This is a genomic window from Lysinibacillus sp. FSL M8-0216 (assembly GCF_038595555.1).
Lineage (GTDB): Bacteria > Bacillota > Bacilli > Bacillales_A > Planococcaceae > Lysinibacillus > Lysinibacillus fusiformis.
On sequence record NZ_CP152007.1, the window covers coordinates 4,340,972 to 4,357,745 of the forward strand.

The 16,774-nt window shown below is 42.6% G+C and carries 10 protein-coding genes, 4 tRNA genes and 3 rRNA genes; 5 read left to right on the plus strand and 12 right to left on the minus strand.

The genetic code is table 11. The features are described 5' to 3' along the window. Positions 1-31 precede the first annotated feature (31 nt). From MKX57_RS21535 to MKX57_RS21555, 5 genes are read right to left on the minus strand one after another with little or no spacing between them, the layout of a single operon-like run. Entirely contained in the window at positions 32-1,513 is a 1,482-nt protein-coding gene (locus tag MKX57_RS21535; protein ID WP_089987164.1) for an aldehyde dehydrogenase family protein, read from the minus strand. A gap of 18 nt (positions 1,514-1,531) precedes the next feature. Continuing rightward, a complete protein-coding gene (gene dapA / locus MKX57_RS21540; RefSeq protein WP_089987165.1) occupies positions 1,532-2,434 on the minus strand; it encodes a 4-hydroxy-tetrahydrodipicolinate synthase in 903 nt (300 codons plus the stop codon). Between the two features lie 25 nt (positions 2,435-2,459). Next, a complete protein-coding gene (locus MKX57_RS21545) occupies positions 2,460-3,332 on the minus strand; it encodes a proline racemase family protein (RefSeq protein ID WP_342550594.1) in 873 nt (290 codons plus the stop codon). A 12-nt stretch (positions 3,333-3,344) separates the two neighbouring features. Then, complete coding sequence (locus MKX57_RS21550) at positions 3,345-4,364, minus strand: proline racemase family protein (RefSeq protein ID WP_342550595.1); 1,020 nt, start codon at positions 4,362-4,364, stop codon at positions 3,345-3,347. Continuing rightward, the gene (locus MKX57_RS21555) at positions 4,361-5,542 is read right to left on the minus strand and encodes an FAD-dependent oxidoreductase (protein WP_171366046.1); all 1,182 of its coding nucleotides are present in this window, start codon (positions 5,540-5,542) and stop codon (positions 4,361-4,363) included. The genes MKX57_RS21550 and MKX57_RS21555 overlap by 4 nt, the downstream gene beginning before the upstream one ends. 153 nt (positions 5,543-5,695) lie before the next feature. Here MKX57_RS21555 and MKX57_RS21560 point away from each other — a divergent pair, with 153 nt between their 5' ends. The 5 genes from MKX57_RS21560 to MKX57_RS21580 all read left to right on the plus strand — a co-directional run bounded on the left by MKX57_RS21560 (position 5,696) and on the right by MKX57_RS21580 (position 11,087). Further along, entirely contained in the window at positions 5,696-7,402 is a 1,707-nt protein-coding gene (locus tag MKX57_RS21560; protein ID WP_237068918.1) for a sigma 54-interacting transcriptional regulator, read from the plus strand. Between the two features lie 138 nt (positions 7,403-7,540). Further along, positions 7,541-7,807 carry a (2Fe-2S)-binding protein gene (locus MKX57_RS21565; RefSeq protein ID WP_008177031.1) on the plus strand — a complete coding sequence of 89 codons (267 nt, stop codon included), beginning with the start codon at positions 7,541-7,543 and terminating at the stop codon, positions 7,805-7,807. Beyond that, entirely contained in the window at positions 7,807-8,148 is a 342-nt protein-coding gene (locus MKX57_RS21570; RefSeq protein WP_008177033.1) for a (2Fe-2S)-binding protein, read from the plus strand. Before MKX57_RS21565 ends, MKX57_RS21570 begins: the two co-directional genes overlap by 1 nt. Then, positions 8,138-9,370 (plus strand): FAD-dependent oxidoreductase, encoded by a 1,233-nt coding sequence (locus MKX57_RS21575; RefSeq protein ID WP_008177036.1) that lies wholly within the window; start codon positions 8,138-8,140, stop codon positions 9,368-9,370. The genes MKX57_RS21570 and MKX57_RS21575 overlap by 11 nt, the downstream gene beginning before the upstream one ends. Before the next feature lie 265 nt (positions 9,371-9,635). Further along, on the plus strand, positions 9,636-11,087 hold the full coding sequence (locus tag MKX57_RS21580; RefSeq protein ID WP_107922880.1) for an alanine/glycine:cation symporter family protein: 1,452 nt from the start codon (positions 9,636-9,638) through the stop codon (positions 11,085-11,087). A gap of 44 nt (positions 11,088-11,131) precedes the next feature. Here MKX57_RS21580 and rrf read toward each other — a convergent pair. The 7 genes from rrf to MKX57_RS21615 form a co-directional block, all read right to left on the minus strand. Next, positions 11,132-11,247, minus strand: a 5S ribosomal RNA gene (gene rrf, locus MKX57_RS21585). A gap of 187 nt (positions 11,248-11,434) precedes the next feature. Then, a 23S ribosomal RNA gene (locus MKX57_RS21590) occupies positions 11,435-14,362 on the minus strand. Positions 14,363-14,596: 234 nt separating this feature from the next. Then, positions 14,597-16,148: ribosomal RNA gene (locus MKX57_RS21595) — 16S ribosomal RNA — on the minus strand. Together the 16S, 23S and 5S rRNA genes with 4 tRNA genes alongside form the textbook arrangement of a ribosomal RNA operon. 197 nt (positions 16,149-16,345) lie before the next feature. Further along, positions 16,346-16,419, minus strand: a tRNA-Gly gene (locus MKX57_RS21600). Positions 16,420-16,436: 17 nt separating this feature from the next. After that, positions 16,437-16,513, minus strand: a tRNA-Arg gene (locus MKX57_RS21605). A 30-nt stretch (positions 16,514-16,543) separates the two neighbouring features. Beyond that, positions 16,544-16,629: transfer RNA gene (locus tag MKX57_RS21610), tRNA-Leu, on the minus strand. A 66-nt stretch (positions 16,630-16,695) separates the two neighbouring features. Next, positions 16,696-16,768 (minus strand) — tRNA-Lys (locus tag MKX57_RS21615). Between the last annotated feature and the right edge of the window lie 6 nt (positions 16,769-16,774).

Below are 16,774 nucleotides of genomic sequence, written 5' to 3' on the forward strand. Positions count from 1 at the left end.
TCCTTTTCCTTCTTTCATGCAAATTCACCTATTATTGCTTCATATTAACAAATACACTTTTCACCTCAGTGTAATTGGACAATCCATATTCACCGCCCATTTCACGACCAATACCTGACTGTTTGTAACCTCCAAATGGCATCGTTTCCCATTCTAATCCAAAATCATTAATCCATACTGTCCCTGCTTGTAGTTTACTAGCAATATAATGTGCCTTCTTTACATTTTCAGTCCAAATGCTTGCAGCAAGTCCATACTTACTATTATTAGCGCGTGCAATTACTTCATCTACTGTTTCAAACGATAGAATGGACATAACAGGTCCGAAAATCTCTTCTTGGGCAATTGTCATCGTGTCCTGTACATCAGCAAAGATAGTTGGTTGGACAAAATATCCCTTTGGCAGTGCTCGATCACCGCCAGCTACTAAGCGAGCACCCTCCTCTTTTCCTTTTTCGATAAAATAAAGAACAGTGTTTAATTGCTTTTGTGACACTAATGGACCCATATCTGTTTCTGGGTCTAAACCTGGCCCTACCTTCAATGCTTTAGCCTTTTCTGCGAGTCGTTCAATAAATTGATTGTATAGACTACTATGCACAAATACTCGTGTACATGCGCTACAGTTTTGGCCATGATTGTACATCGTCCCAGCAAATGTTCCTTCTATTGCCTCCTCGACATCTGCATCTTGTAACACAATAGCAGGAGATTTCCCCCCAAGCTCTAATGTTATACTTTTCACATCATCAGCAGCCTTTTTCATCACGTGTATTCCTGTCTTTGTTGATCCAGTGAAGGCTACTTTTGCTACACCTTTATGAGTAACAATCGCTTCGCCCGCCTCTCCCGTACCTGGTACAATATTTACCACACCGTCCGGAAAACCAGCTTGTTTCATTAATTGCCCCACATATAATAATGACAATGGCGTTTCAGCCGCAGGTTTGATGACAACCGTACATCCTACAGCTAACGCTGAGCCAAGCTTCCATGCCGCCATGGCAAGAGGAAAATTCCAAGGAATAATTTGACCTACAACTCCAACGGGCTCATGTACAATGTAATTCAAGTAATCCTTCGACACTTGTACAGTCTGGCCTGTAATTTTTGTTGCCCAGCCCGCATAATAACGAAAATGTTGAACTGTGCCATCCACATCATCTGCAAGAGCAGTTTTATATGGTTTTCCATTGTCTAATGATTCAAGCTGTGCTAGCTCTTCACGATGTTCTTCTAGTAAATCTGCCAATTTATAAATAATTCGGGAGCGTTCAGCTGCCTCCATCGTTGACCATTCACCATCAAATGCTTTTCGAGCAGCTTCTACTGCAAGATCAATATCTTCTGCCTGTGCTTCGCTTACTACCGCAATGACCTCTTCATTAGCAGGATTTAAAACATTCAATGCTTTACCTGATTGAGCTTGCACATATTCACCGTCAATATACAAGCCGATCGTGGACTGTAGAAATTCCTTTACTTGTGGTTTTAATGTCAACACTGCCTCCATCATTCATCCCCCTTTGCATTAATAATGTTCAATTGCCAGTACGTCTAAATTAGTCATAATTGCTTTAAGTTGGGCATCTTCTTCCTCTGTTAGTGGGAGTCGTGGTAGACGACAAGGCCCTCCTGCCCACCCTTTTAGTTCCATTGCACGTTTAGTAATTTGTACATATTTACCCGATCCCTCTAAAAATGCACATAAAGGTAATAAGCGATCGTAAATTGCCCAAGCTGCCTCTAGGTTCCCCTCTTGTACTTGGCTATATAATTTTGTCACAAGCTCTGGCACAATATTTCCAGATACAGAAATCCACCCAACAGCCCCAACTAAAAATGATTCGATAGCTAAATCCTCTGAGCCACAAAATACTTTTATATCATCTTGGCCTTGACGTACGATATCACGCGCTTTTCCAATATTGCCGCTTGATTCTTTAATATGTGTAATATTTGGAACATCTCTACCTACTTTTAAAATCGTTTCTAAGCCAATATCTACCCCCGAAGTAAACGGATTATTATAGATCATAATAGGGAAGTTTACAGATTCGGCTACTGATTTAAAATGAACATATATTTCATCATCTTTTGGATGTGCGTAATAGGAATTAATTAATAATGCTGCATCTGCTCCAGCCTGTTCTGCCTGCTGTGTATAGATAATTGCTTCTGCAGTTGTTTCAGCTGCTGTACCAACAATCAATGTAATTCGCCCTTTAATTTGATCTACAGCTACCTCTACTGCTTTAAACCGTTCTTCTTTCGTTAAACTTACAAATTCACCTGTACTACCGTTAATAGCAATACCTGTTACCCCTGCTTCAATAAAATGTTCAATATTTTGACGGAAACCACCCCAATCAATGTCTGTTTGATTTTTCATCGGCGTTACTAATACAGGAAATACACCTTCTAGATTTTTCATCTTTATCCTCCTCTATCCTCTTTTATTACACAATGATAAATCCATGCTGCAAAGGATCTTCACGGTCCACTACAAATTGATGGATTCCTGTGATATAACCTGTTAATGCAATTTCGTAGCCAGCTTCATGCTTTTGTATAATTTCAATGCTGCTACCAAAAATACTGTCGTTTTTTTTGACAGCTTCTTCCCCTAAAACCGCTATTAACGCCAGTGTACTATCTACACCAGGTGAACGTAATATATAGCCATCTCGTTCAAAGGTAACGGACCTGACAGAGCCAACTAATTGTTCATACATAATGACCCCATCTGCCGTACTATATTTCTCACTTTCTAGTAATCCCCACGTACTGATTTCTGCTAATTCTTCTAAAACAATGGCTTTAATTTGCCGTGGTTTTTCAACCACCATGTAGCGTCGTTCATTATCAATAATGACTTGCTCACCTTCTAAATGTGCTGGCTTCACTATTAAATGAACTGATAATACTGCATCTCTCTTTTCAGAAAGTTTGACATAGGCTTCATAGACGCCTTTGAATGTTTCAATAGAGTAAGTATTATTTTTTGAGAGTTCTATTTTTCCTTGCTCAATCAATGCTGTCATTGTGGCTACAAGTGCCTCATACTTAAAATTTGTAGAAGCTGCATGCTGGAAAAATAATAAGCGATAAGAAGCAATAGCGGATGGTAAAACAAGGCAGCCATTCATTCCACGGTGTCCTCTAGGCTCATTCAAAAGCTGTTGTTTTGTATCTTCAAATTGTGTATTTAACTGATGATCCGCTTCCAAAATATCTTCATGCATAAGCATGATTGGGGATTGCACAATGATGCGAAAGGCTTCTCCCACTACTTGTGTATCTATCGTTTGAAAAGACTTATGAAAATTCATGTTTATCCTCCCTTAGTGATCCATTGGCGGAATCATCAAATAGCCCTCTTTTAGTGGGTCCTGATCATTGTAAAAGAAACGATGCATCCCCATTACCCATGCTGATCCTGTTACCTCCGGAATAACAGCTGTTAAACCACTTATCGTTACTTCTTCTAGTACACGTGCTTTAAACATTGTTCCCACAATACTTTCATAAACGAAGGACTCATTGAGAGCGAGCTTATTTTTTGAGTAGAGTGTAGCAATTTTGGCAGAAGTACCAGTGCCACAAGGAGAACGGTCTATTCCTCCTGGCGGAACAACAACTGTATTTTTTAAATCTGCTGATGGGTTAACATGATCTGTATAAAACTCAATATGTGTAAGCCCATGGATAAACGAGAATTCAGGATGGACAATATCCTCCTTAGCATTTACAGTATTACGGAGGCGAATAGCCGTGTTAATAATCTTCGTCGAATTGTCTACAGCTAAGTCTAGATTGATTTTTCTAGCATCAATAATGCCGTAAAAGTTCCCTCCATATGCTATTTCACATTCCACTACACCTAGCTCAGCATCGTTGATTTCAATCGTTTTTAATAAAAAGGATGGTACGTTTTTAAAGGTCACTTCCTTCGCTACTCCATCATCCACTTTAATTTGTACATCTATTAAACCTGCAGGTGTGTCCAATTTTATGTTTGTATAGGGTGTAGTGACCTCTATTAAATTTGCTTCAATTAGTGCTGTACAAACACCTATTGTGTCATGTCCACACATTGGTAAGTACCCACCTGTTTCTATATAAATCACGCCAATATCGGCTTCGGGGTGGCAAGGATCTGTAATGATAACGCCTGACATTACGCTATGTCCTCGTGGCTCATTCATAAGAAATTTTCGAATCCAGTCATAGTTCTCTTGCATAAATAACATTTTTTCTGACATAGTTTTGCCTTCAAGCTTGGGCATACCACTTATTAATGAACGTGTTGGATTTCCACCCGTATGAGTATCAATCGTCGTAAATAGCTTTTGAAAATTCATTTATGAAGGACTCCTTTCTGAAAACGACTAAGATGTACCGGTTCAGTAGGAATGCATGTATCTGTGTGCTGGAGTAATTCTTGGATAAGTTTTCCGGTAACTGCAGCTAAGCTAATGCCATCTCCTTCATGACCCGCTGCAATATAGAAGCCAGGTACTTCTTCTACTTCACAAATAATAGGTAAATGATCTTCTGTCCATGGTCTTAACCCTGCATATGTACGAATAATCGACATATCAGCAATTTTTGGATAGAATCGTACTGCACGTCTAGCAATCATTTTTGCCACATCATGATTCACCTTCGTGTCAAAGCCTACAAATTCACGACTACTCCCTATTAAAAAATTCTGTGCCTCTGTCGGTTCAAACACTAAGGCTACTCCATACTTTTCAATATCCGCATCCACCTTACGCTCTCCACCAAACTTTGAAATTAAATAACCAAATTCCATTACTTTTCTTAGCCCAACTGGTTGCTGACGTGATGCGACCAGTATATGACCTTTGCGAGGTTTAATGGGAATATCAATATCAAGCATTTGTCCAATAAACGGTGCCCAAATTCCGCAAGCATTAATGACTTTATTGGCGGCTATCCATCCGTCATTCGTTTCAAGTAAAAATGTATGATCTGGCTGTTTTTTAATATGCTTGACCTCTGTCTGTTTTTTTATCTTTGCCCCTAACTTCTCAGCTGAATGAAACATAGAAAATGTCAGCATGTATGGGTTCACTGTTGAATCAGTTTTACATTCCAATCCACCGTATAAGTCATCTGCGAAGTATTTTGATTCGTTCCGTAAATCCTCACGATCTAACATCGTAAAATCTAAACCCGCCTCTTGTTGGCGATTAACCCATTGCTGCGCAGCCTCCATCTCTAGCTCACTTTCACAAACAAGGATGCTGCCCGGATTCCGATATTCAAAGCTCATATCTAACTCTCTATTAAGTTCATGAACCAATCTTTGACTGACTAAAGACATTTGACTGTCGAAGCCAGGATCTTTATCAATAGCTAAAATATTGCCATCACAACGAGAAGAAGTCCCACTCGCAAGTTCGTTTTTTTCAAGTATTGTGATATCTAGGCCGGCCTTTGCGCAATAATAAGCTATTGCTCCACCAATAATGCCACCGCCAATAATTACGATATCATGATGGGATTTCTTCATATCTTCCTCCTCCTTTCTATTTATGACTGTATGATGCAAAAATCATGCCAATCTATCAAACTGGAATTTGTTTGATAAACTAGGCACTATGTGTCAAAATTATTTATATTATTCAAAATAATTGGACAAATGAACAATAAGGGGGGACTTATCTTGCATCCATATCATTTAATAATGAATAAAATAGTAAAATGTAACTTTGCTATTACAACTACTGACGACATTGTGTCCAAAATAAACGATGCCAGCAAACAATATTTTGTGATTGAAAATAATAAACCCTATGGTGCAGTTCGCGGTAAAAGAAAAAATGATGTTCACTATGTTGCCTGTCATACCATCCAGTCGAATTGCCCGCTCAAAAACGCCATTGAATATATGAAGGACTACGAATTTTTACTAGTTTGTAATGAGGAGAAGCAATATTTAGGATATTTATGGAGAGAGTCCTTAGCATACGACCTTGCCTATGAATTAGAATGCGGAAATGCTTATTTACAAACTATTTTAAATACTATTAATGAATCATGTACGGTCATAGATGCTGAACAAAATGTTATTTATTGGACAAAGGGTGCCGAAAGCATTTTTTCAGTATCTGGAGAAAATATTATCGGTAAGCCAATCACTCACTTTTTCAAAGAAGATCAACTAGAAATTTTACATACTTTACAGCATAGAAAATCTGTCTATCAACAGCAGCATTTTCCACGGGAAGATCTCGTCGTCATGATTAACTCTAATCCTGTTATGCTGCATGATAAGACGATTGGAGCGGTGGTAGCTGAAACAGATATTACCCATGTCAAGAAATTAAACGAAGAGCTTCATATTACATCTGAGAAATTGTTAAATTTAGAGAAACAGATGAATACGAATGGCCTAGCCTTTGACCCATTCACCCTTATTCGTGGTAATAGTCCAAAGCTTAAAGAAGTATTAGAAAAAGTAAAAAAGGTCGCAAAAACCGAGGCAAATATTTTAATTTATGGAGAGAGTGGCGTTGGTAAAGAGCTGTTTGCACGTGCAGTTCACGCTATTCGAGAAAAGTCTGAGGCACCTTTTGTTGCTATCAATTGTGGGGCCATTCCAAGCGGTCTATTTGAAAGTGAAATTTTTGGCTATGAAAAAGGAGCTTTTTCTGGTGCCCATCAAAAGGGAAAAAAAGGTAAAGTAGAGCTTGCACGTGGGGGTACTTTATTTTTAGATGAAATCGGTGAGATGCCGCTAGAAATGCAAGTCAAGATTTTACGATTGCTCCAGGAAAAAACTTTTTACACAGTTGGCGGTACAAAGGAAATGGACGTCGAATTTAATTTAGTAGCAGCTACTAATAGAGATTTGAAGCAATTAGTGGCAGAGGGCAAATTTAGAGAAGATTTATATTATCGACTGAATGTGGTGAATTTCACAGTCCCCCCTCTTAGAGAGCGGGCATCAGATATATTAGAAATAAGCAATTACTTCTTATATGAAAAGTCGATTAAATATAATCGACCTATTCAAGGTATCCCAACTGAAATAGCAAATGTTCTTTTAAAATACCACTGGCCAGGCAATGTGCGTGAATTATCTAATGTTATCGAGCGACTCGTTGTTTTTTCTGATGAGGGGGCCATTCATATGGAAGATCTTCCTACTGATATTTTAGCGATGATGCCAAAAGATGAAACATTGGACGTTAAGAGGGAGTTTCCTCTAGGGACAGAGCTCCACCATCAGCTTGAACATTATGAACGAGAAATAATATTAGACCAGCTTGCTAAAGTAAATGGTAATAAGAAAACATGCGCTAAAATTTTAGGTATTACTCGTGCCACTTTATACAACCGATTAAAAAAATTAAACATAGACGTCTAATTTATTTAAATATATGTCAATATTTCTATACACACCTTTCACATCCATCTAGATTTACTTTTCGTAGCTATTTTTTTCTTTGGCATAGTTTTTGCATTATGTTCTATGTTAAGTATTTTTTAGAGTAGAGGTGGAACTATGCAAAATAAATCTATGATTGTATGCCGTTGTGAAGAAATTAGTTACGATGAATTAGTTGAAAGCGCATCAAAATATAAGTGCTCTGCACGAGAACTGAAATTACGAACGCGTGCAGGTATGGGCTATTGTGGCGGTCGTACATGCCGTACTATGGTAGATAAAATTGCCAATCTTCATCATCCTCGTAAAAATGATGAGGTTTCATTAAAACATCAAGCCCCTATTCGACCAGTACGATTCTCCGACTTAGGGGAGGTTAACTGATGACAGAACGTATATTAAACCACCCAATTTTCGGGAACATAATACAAAGAGAAAAAGTGACCTTTACTTTTGACGATCATGAGTTTGAAGGTTACAAAGGTGAGTCCCTAGCGGCTGCCTTGCTAGCACACGGAATACGGACTTTACGTTTGCACGAAGAAACTGGGCAGCCTCGAGGTATTTATTGTAATATTGGACATTGTTTTGAATGCCGTGTCACTGTAAATGGCTTAGAGGGCGAACGAGCATGCTTAACCCCTCTCTCAGATGGGATGGTTGTAAAAAGTGGACAGACACTTCCTACGACAGTAAGAGACTGGAGGAAGAATCATGAACAATAAAGTAGTTATTATTGGAGCTGGTCCTGCTGGGCTTGCGGCGGCCATTACATTAGCGGAAAAAAATATTGCAGTCCTTGTTATCGATGAATATTTATATGCGGGAGGTCGATTACTGGGACAACTATATGAAGAAAAGCCAGGAACATGGTGGAATGGCATTGTAGAATCTGAACGTTTAGTAGAACGAGCTAAAGCAGTCCATGTTGAATTTTTATTACAAACAAGTGTATCCGACTTAGAAAAAATAGATGGCATGTGGATCATCCATACAACCAAAGGTGTATTTCGTACCCAACATCTGCTACTAGCTACTGGAGCTGCCGAATCGCCTTTCCCAATTCCAGGTTGGACGCTACCAGGGGTAATGTCTGTTGGAGCAGCACAAGTTATGACAAATGTGCATCGTGTGAAGCCAGGTAAACGTGGCGTCATTGTCGGAGTTAATGTACTTTCTTCAGCGATTGCGATGGAATTACAATTAGCAGGTGTTCAGGTAGCCGCTATTACATTACCCCCTGCTAACTTGTTAACAGAAGGGAATAGCAATCCCTTAGAAGTTATGAACTCATTATTGCATGTAGCTCATATGGCTCCCTCCCCTTTTGTTAAGATGGGTAGCAAATTCATGAAAAATGACTTTATGAAAAAACTCGGTATTACCTTTTATCCTAAAAATGGTGTGAAAATGTGGGATATACCTATTATGTTGCGTAAAGCGGTTATAGAAATCGTAGGTAAAGATCAGGTCGAAGGGGTCGTTTTAGCAACTGTGAATACAGACGGCTCTATTGTGAAAGGTAGCGAACAACGTATCAAAGCTGATTTTATTTGTATCGCTGGTGGCCTTTACCCTCTAGCAGAGCTTGCTTCTGTAGCAGGTTGTCCATTTCATTATATCGAACAATTAGGTGGGTTCATTCCTTTACATAATGAACAAATGGAAACTAATTTAGAGGGATTATATGTAGCTGGAAATATTACAGGAATTGAAGGAGCCAAGGTAGCATTAGCGCAGGGAGAAGTTGCAGCACTTACAATTGCTCAACGCCTCAATGGAGGAGCATCCAATCATGATATTAAGCTGGCCATCCAAGCTGTTGAAAAAACAAGAGCCACTGCACATATTCAATTTCATCCAGAAATTTTAGCTGGCCGTCAGCAGATGAAACAAATTTGGAATGAAACTGTTGGGTCTCTTACTATTCATAAAAAAACTATATGAAAGTGTAAAAGTCTTTTTCTCATCTTCATGAGTAAAAGGCTTTTTTGCTTTATGGCATAAAACATGCAATACATAGGGTGAGCTTAAAAATCATGAAGGGAGGTTTTCGCTATTTAAACATTTACCTAAACTAAAGCCGTACACACGCTTCAATCATATTGCAGGCATAATTCGCGTGATGAGTTGAGTGCTGGTGATGTATAGTAAACAAATTTTAGGGTGATAATTAAGGATTTTGATTTAAGAAAAAAAGGGGGAAACATCTATGGAGACAATCGTTAATGCGTTGGTCGATTATATTTGGGGAAATGCACTTGTATACTTAGCATTAGGGGTAGGTCTTTACTTTACCGTCCTAACAAAAGCTGTTCAAATTCGTTATATTCCTGAGATGATTCGATTATTACGTGAACGTAAAGAGTCAAATGAAGGAATCTCATCATTCCAAGCGTTTTGTATGGCATTGTCTGGGCGGGTTGGTGTTGGCAATATCGCAGGAGTGGCTACGGCAATTGCTGCTGGTGGACCAGGCGCAGTATTTTGGATGGGTGTTATGGCATTTCTAGGGGGTGCAAGTGCATTTATTGAATCAACACTTGCCCAATTATATAAAGAAAAGGCTGATGATCAGTATCGCGGTGGTTCTCCATACTATATCGAAAAGGGTTTAAGACTAAAGGGTTTTGCTATATTTGTTGCGATTGTTATCTGTCTTTCATATGGTGTTCTAGTACCGGGAATCCAGGCGAATACAATTGCCACTTCATTTAATACGGCTTTTCATATTCCGCCCTTTATAACAGGTGCCTTAATCGTTATTCTTTTGGGATTAATCATATTCGGTGGTGTAAAACGCATAGCACGTGTTGCAGATAAAGTTGTTCCTATTATGGCACTTGCCTACGTCATTTTAACACTCTTCATATTAGGAGCGAATGTAAGTGAAATTCCAGATATGGTTAAACTTATACTGACAAGTGCCTTTGGTACAAATGCAATTTTTGGAGGTATAGTGGGGACTGCCATCGCCTGGGGTGTAAGACGCTCGGTATTTTCAAACGTAGCTGGAGCAGGAGAAGCAACTTTTAGTTCTGCTGCTGCTGAAGTATCTCATCCAGCTAAACAAGGTTTAGTTCAAGGGTTTTCCATCTATATTGATACAATCATTGTCTGTACGGCTACAGCTTTAATGATTCTCATAACAGGTATGTATAATGTTACTCCTCCTGGAACAACGACACCGTTAGTTGAAAATATCCCGGGCGTTGTAGCAGGTACTGCTTATACACAAGCAGCAGTATCTACAGTATTTAATGATTTTGGAAGTGGATTCGTAGCTATAGCAATTTTCCTCTTCGCATTCACTACTTTAATGGCATATTATTATATTGCAGAGACAACTATTGTGTATTTAGATAAAAAACTTCGCTTCCCATTTTTAAAATTAGTATTAAAAGTGATCTTCTTACTAGTTGTTTATATTGGAAGTGTTCAATCTGTCAGTCTTATGTGGGGTCTTGGAGACATTGGATTTGGGAGTATGAGTTATTTGAACTTTATTGCTATTGTATTATTAACCAAGCCAGCGATTCGAGTTTTACAAGATTATGATCGACAAAAAAAGGCTGGCCTCGATCCTATTTTTGATCCAAGAGAAGTCGGAATTAAAAATGCCGAATTCTGGATAGAATATAGCAATAGGCATAAAAAGAAATGAATAGAAATAAAAAAACAGTCAGCACACAGCTGACTGTTTTTATTGCCTAGCGACGTCCTACTCTCACAGGGGGAAGCCCCCAACTACCATCGGCGCTAAAGAGCTTAACTTCCGTGTTCGGTATGGGAACGGGTGTGACCTCTTTGCCATCATCACTAGACTATTTTCGGCTTTCAATATACATCGCATTTCTTCGTCAGCTGCTGTCGTTCAGTCAGTCACGTACTTGAGTACGCTCCTTCCCTCTCTCTATTGCTTCCTCGAACTACTCGTATCTTGAAACCCTTCATAAAAGAAATTATTCTTTCAAAACTGGATAAACGGTTCATTGAAGGTTTCAAACTTTTTTGGTTAAGTCCTCGATCGATTAGTATTCGTCAGCTCCATGTGTCACCACACTTCCACCTCGAACCTATCTACCTCATCGTCTTTGAGGGATCTTACTTACTTGCGTAATGGGAAATCTCATCTTGAGGGGGGCTTCATGCTTAGATGCTTTCAGCACTTATCCCGTCCACACATAGCTACCCAGCGATGCCTTTGGCAAGACAACTGGTACACCAGCGGTGTGTCCATCCCGGTCCTCTCGTACTAAGGACAGCTCCTCTCAAATTTCCTACGCCCACGACGGATAGGGACCGAACTGTCTCACGACGTTCTGAACCCAGCTCGCGTACCGCTTTAATGGGCGAACAGCCCAACCCTTGGGACCGACTACAGCCCCAGGATGCGATGAGCCGACATCGAGGTGCCAAACCTCCCCGTCGATGTGGACTCTTGGGGGAGATAAGCCTGTTATCCCCGGGGTAGCTTTTATCCGTTGAGCGATGGCCCTTCCATGCGGAACCACCGGATCACTAAGCCCGTCTTTCGACCCTGCTCGACTTGTAGGTCTCGCAGTCAAGCTCCCTTGTGCCTTTACACTCTACGAATGATTTCCAACCATTCTGAGGGAACCTTTGGGCGCCTCCGTTACCTTTTAGGAGGCGACCGCCCCAGTCAAACTGTCCGCCTGACACTGTCTCCTGCCCCGCTAAGGGGCATGGGTTAGAATTTCAATACAACCAGGGTAGTATCCCACCGACGCCTCCTTCGAAGCTGGCGCTCCGAGATCTCTGGCTCCTACCTATCCTGTACAAGTTGTACCAAAATTCAATATCAGGCTACAGTAAAGCTCCACGGGGTCTTTCCGTCCTGTCGCGGGTAACCTGCATCTTCACAGGTACTATAATTTCACCGAGTCTCTCGTTGAGACAGTGCCCAGATCGTTACGCCTTTCGTGCGGGTCGGAACTTACCCGACAAGGAATTTCGCTACCTTAGGACCGTTATAGTTACGGCCGCCGTTTACTGGGGCTTCAATTCGCAGCTTCGCTTGCGCTAACCACTCCTCTTAACCTTCCAGCACCGGGCAGGCGTCAGCCCCTATACGTCACCTTACGGTTTTGCAGAGACCTGTGTTTTTGCTAAACAGTCGCCTGGGCCTATTCACTGCGGCTCTCATGCGCTTGCACGCTCAAGAGCACCCCTTCTCCCGAAGTTACGGGGTCATTTTGCCGAGTTCCTTAACGAGAGTTCTCTCGCACACCTTAGGATTCTCTCCTCGACTACCTGTGTCGGTTTGCGGTACGGGCACCTCTCACCTCGATAGAGGCTTTTCTTGGCAGTGTGAAATCAGGAACTTCGTCCATACGGACTCGCCATCACAGCTCAACGTTACAGTGTGCGGATTTGCCTACACACACGCCTTACTGCTTGGACGCGCATAACCAACAGCGCGCTTACCCTATCCTACTGCGTCCCCCCATTTCTCAAACGGTGAGGAGGTGGTACAGGAATATCAACCTGTTGTCCATCGCCTACGCCTATCGGCCTCGGCTTAGGTCCCGACTAACCCTGAGCGGACGAGCCTTCCTCAGGAAACCTTAGTCATACGGTGGACGGGATTCTCACCCGTCTTTCGCTACTCATACCGGCATTCTCACTTCTAAGCGCTCCACCAGTCCTTCCGGTCTGACTTCAACGCACTTAGAACGCTCTCCTACCACTGACATCGTAGATGTCAATCCACAGCTTCGGTGAATCGTTTAGCCCCGATACATTTTCGGCGCAGCGTCACTCGACCAGTGAGCTATTACGCACTCTTTAAATGATGGCTGCTTCTAAGCCAACATCCTGGTTGTCTGTGCAACGCCACATCCTTTTCCACTTAACGATTACTTTGGGACCTTAGCTGGTGGTCTGGGCTGTTTCCCTTTTGACTACGGATCTTATCACTCGCAGTCTGACTCCCGTGTATAAATATCTGGCATTCGGAGTTTGTCTGAATTCGGTAAACCGGGATGGCCCCCTAGTCCAAACAGTGCTCTACCTCCAGTATTCTCATCACGAGGCTAGCCCTAAAGCTATTTCGGAGAGAACCAGCTATCTCCAAGTTCGATTGGAATTTCTCCGCTACCCACACCTCATCCCCGCACTTTTCAACGTGCGTGGGTTCGGGCCTCCAGTAAGTGTTACCTTACCTTCACCCTGGACATGGGTAGATCACCTGGTTTCGGGTCTACGACCACGTACTATTTCGCCCTATTCAGACTCGCTTTCGCTGCGGCTCCGCCTTCTAAAGCTTAACCTCGCACGTAATCGTAACTCGCCGGTTCATTCTACAAAAGGCACGCTATCACCCATTAACGGGCTCTAACTACTTGTAGGCACACGGTTTCAGGATCTCTTTCACTCCCCTTCCGGGGTGCTTTTCACCTTTCCCTCACGGTACTGGTTCACTATCGGTCACTAGGTAGTATTTAGCCTTGGGAGATGGTCCTCCCGGATTCCGACGGAATTTCACGTGTTCCGCCGTACTCAGGATCCACTCAGGAGGGAACGAACTTTCGACTACAGGGCTTTTACCTGCTCTGGCGGACCTTTCCAAGTCGCTTCATCTAACTCGCTCTTTTGTAACTCCGTATTGAGTGTCCTACAACCCCAAGAGGCAAGCCTCTTGGTTTGGGCTCTTCCCGTTTCGCTCGCCGCTACTCAGGGAATCGATTTTTCTTTCTCTTCCTCCAGGTACTTAGATGTTTCAGTTCCCTGGGTCTGCCTTCAAGACGCTATGTATTCACGTCAAGATACTACGCGATTAAACGTAGTGGGTTCCCCCATTCGGAAATCTCCGGATCAAAGCTCACTTACAGCTCCCCGAAGCATATCGGTGTTAGTGCCGTCCTTCTTCGGCTCCTAGTGCCAAGGCATTCGCCGTGCGCCCTTAATAACTTAACCTATCAGCTTCCAATACACATCGCATTTAACTGCTCGTGTCTTGAAACCTTTTAATGTTATTAAGCCTATAAAAAACTTAAAAAAATAAATGTGTTTGTTACTATTTCAATGTCGTTTTATCCAGTTTTCAAAGAACAAGTTTTGAAGTATTTCATTCAGAAGAATGAACCTTCAAAACTGAACGCAAAACGTAATCTTACAAACCCAAGGTTTGTATTCCGAAAATATCCTTAGAAAGGAGGTGATCCAGCCGCACCTTCCGATACGGCTACCTTGTTACGACTTCACCCCAATCATCTATCCCACCTTCGGCGGCTGGCTCCAAAAGGTTACCTCACCGACTTCGGGTGTTACAAACTCTCGTGGTGTGACGGGCGGTGTGTACAAGGCCCGGGAACGTATTCACCGCGGCATGCTGATCCGCGATTACTAGCGATTCCGGCTTCATGTAGGCGAGTTGCAGCCTACAATCCGAACTGAGAACGACTTTATCGGATTAGCTCCCTCTCGCGAGTTGGCAACCGTTTGTATCGTCCATTGTAGCACGTGTGTAGCCCAGGTCATAAGGGGCATGATGATTTGACGTCATCCCCACCTTCCTCCGGTTTGTCACCGGCAGTCACCTTAGAGTGCCCAACTAAATGATGGCAACTAAGATCAAGGGTTGCGCTCGTTGCGGGACTTAACCCAACATCTCACGACACGAGCTGACGACAACCATGCACCACCTGTCACCGTTGCCCCCGAAGGGGAAACTATATCTCTACAGTGGTCAACGGGATGTCAAGACCTGGTAAGGTTCTTCGCGTTGCTTCGAATTAAACCACATGCTCCACCGCTTGTGCGGGCCCCCGTCAATTCCTTTGAGTTTCAGTCTTGCGACCGTACTCCCCAGGCGGAGTGCTTAATGCGTTAGCTGCAGCACTAAGGGGCGGAAACCCCCTAACACTTAGCACTCATCGTTTACGGCGTGGACTACCAGGGTATCTAATCCTGTTTGCTCCCCACGCTTTCGCGCCTCAGTGTCAGTTACAGACCAGATAGTCGCCTTCGCCACTGGTGTTCCTCCAAATCTCTACGCATTTCACCGCTACACTTGGAATTCCACTATCCTCTTCTGCACTCAAGTCTCCCAGTTTCCAATGACCCTCCACGGTTGAGCCGTGGGCTTTCACATCAGACTTAAGAAACCACCTGCGCGCGCTTTACGCCCAATAATTCCGGACAACGCTTGCCACCTACGTATTACCGCGGCTGCTGGCACGTAGTTAGCCGTGGCTTTCTAATAAGGTACCGTCAAGGTACAGCCAGTTACTACTGTACTTGTTCTTCCCTTACAACAGAGTTTTACGAACCGAAATCCTTCTTCACTCACGCGGCGTTGCTCCATCAGGCTTTCGCCCATTGTGGAAGATTCCCTACTGCTGCCTCCCGTAGGAGTCTGGGCCGTGTCTCAGTCCCAGTGTGGCCGATCACCCTCTCAGGTCGGCTACGCATCGTCGCCTTGGTGAGCCGTTACCTCACCAACTAGCTAATGCGCCGCGGGCCCATCCTATAGCGACAGCCGAAACCGTCTTTCAGTGTTTCACCATGAGGTGAAACAGATTATTCGGTATTAGCCCCGGTTTCCCGGAGTTATCCCAAACTATAAGGTAGGTTGCCCACGTGTTACTCACCCGTCCGCCGCTAACGTCGAAGGAGCAAGCTCCTTCTCTGTTCGCTCGACTTGCATGTATTAGGCACGCCGCCAGCGTTCGTCCTGAGCCAGGATCAAACTCTCCATAAAAGAAATTTGATTAGCTCAAATTGTTTTGCTGGCATCAATTTTGATGTCCAAAATTTTGTTTCGTTCACTAGCTAAACTAGCTACTTAAAACTTTATTGATTACGTTTTGCTTGTTCAGTTTTCAAGGTTCATAACGTTGTCGAATCAGACAACTATTTAATCTTATCAAACAACCAAGAGGTTGTCAACACTTTTTTTGGAGCGGGTGATGAGAATCGAACTCACGACATCAGCTTGGAAGGCTGAGGTTTTACCATTAAACTACACCCGCATTATTTTTAAAAAATATGGCGCGCCCGGCAGGAGTCGAACCCACAACCTTCTGATCCGTAGTCAGACGCTCTATCCAATTGAGCTACGGGCGCATATGAATTAATTAACTTTGTAATTGACTTTGGTGCGGCCGAGAGGACTTGAACCTCCACGGGGTTGCCCCCACTAGGCCCTCAACCTAGCGCGTCTGCCGTTCCGCCACGACCGCATTCAATTAGTAACTTTCTTATTATACTATACATCAATAGAAAGTCAACCTTTTTCTTAAAAGAGATGAGCCATGAAGGACTCGAACCTTCGACCCTCTGATTAAAAGTCAGATGCTCTACCAACTGAGCTAATGGCTCAAATTA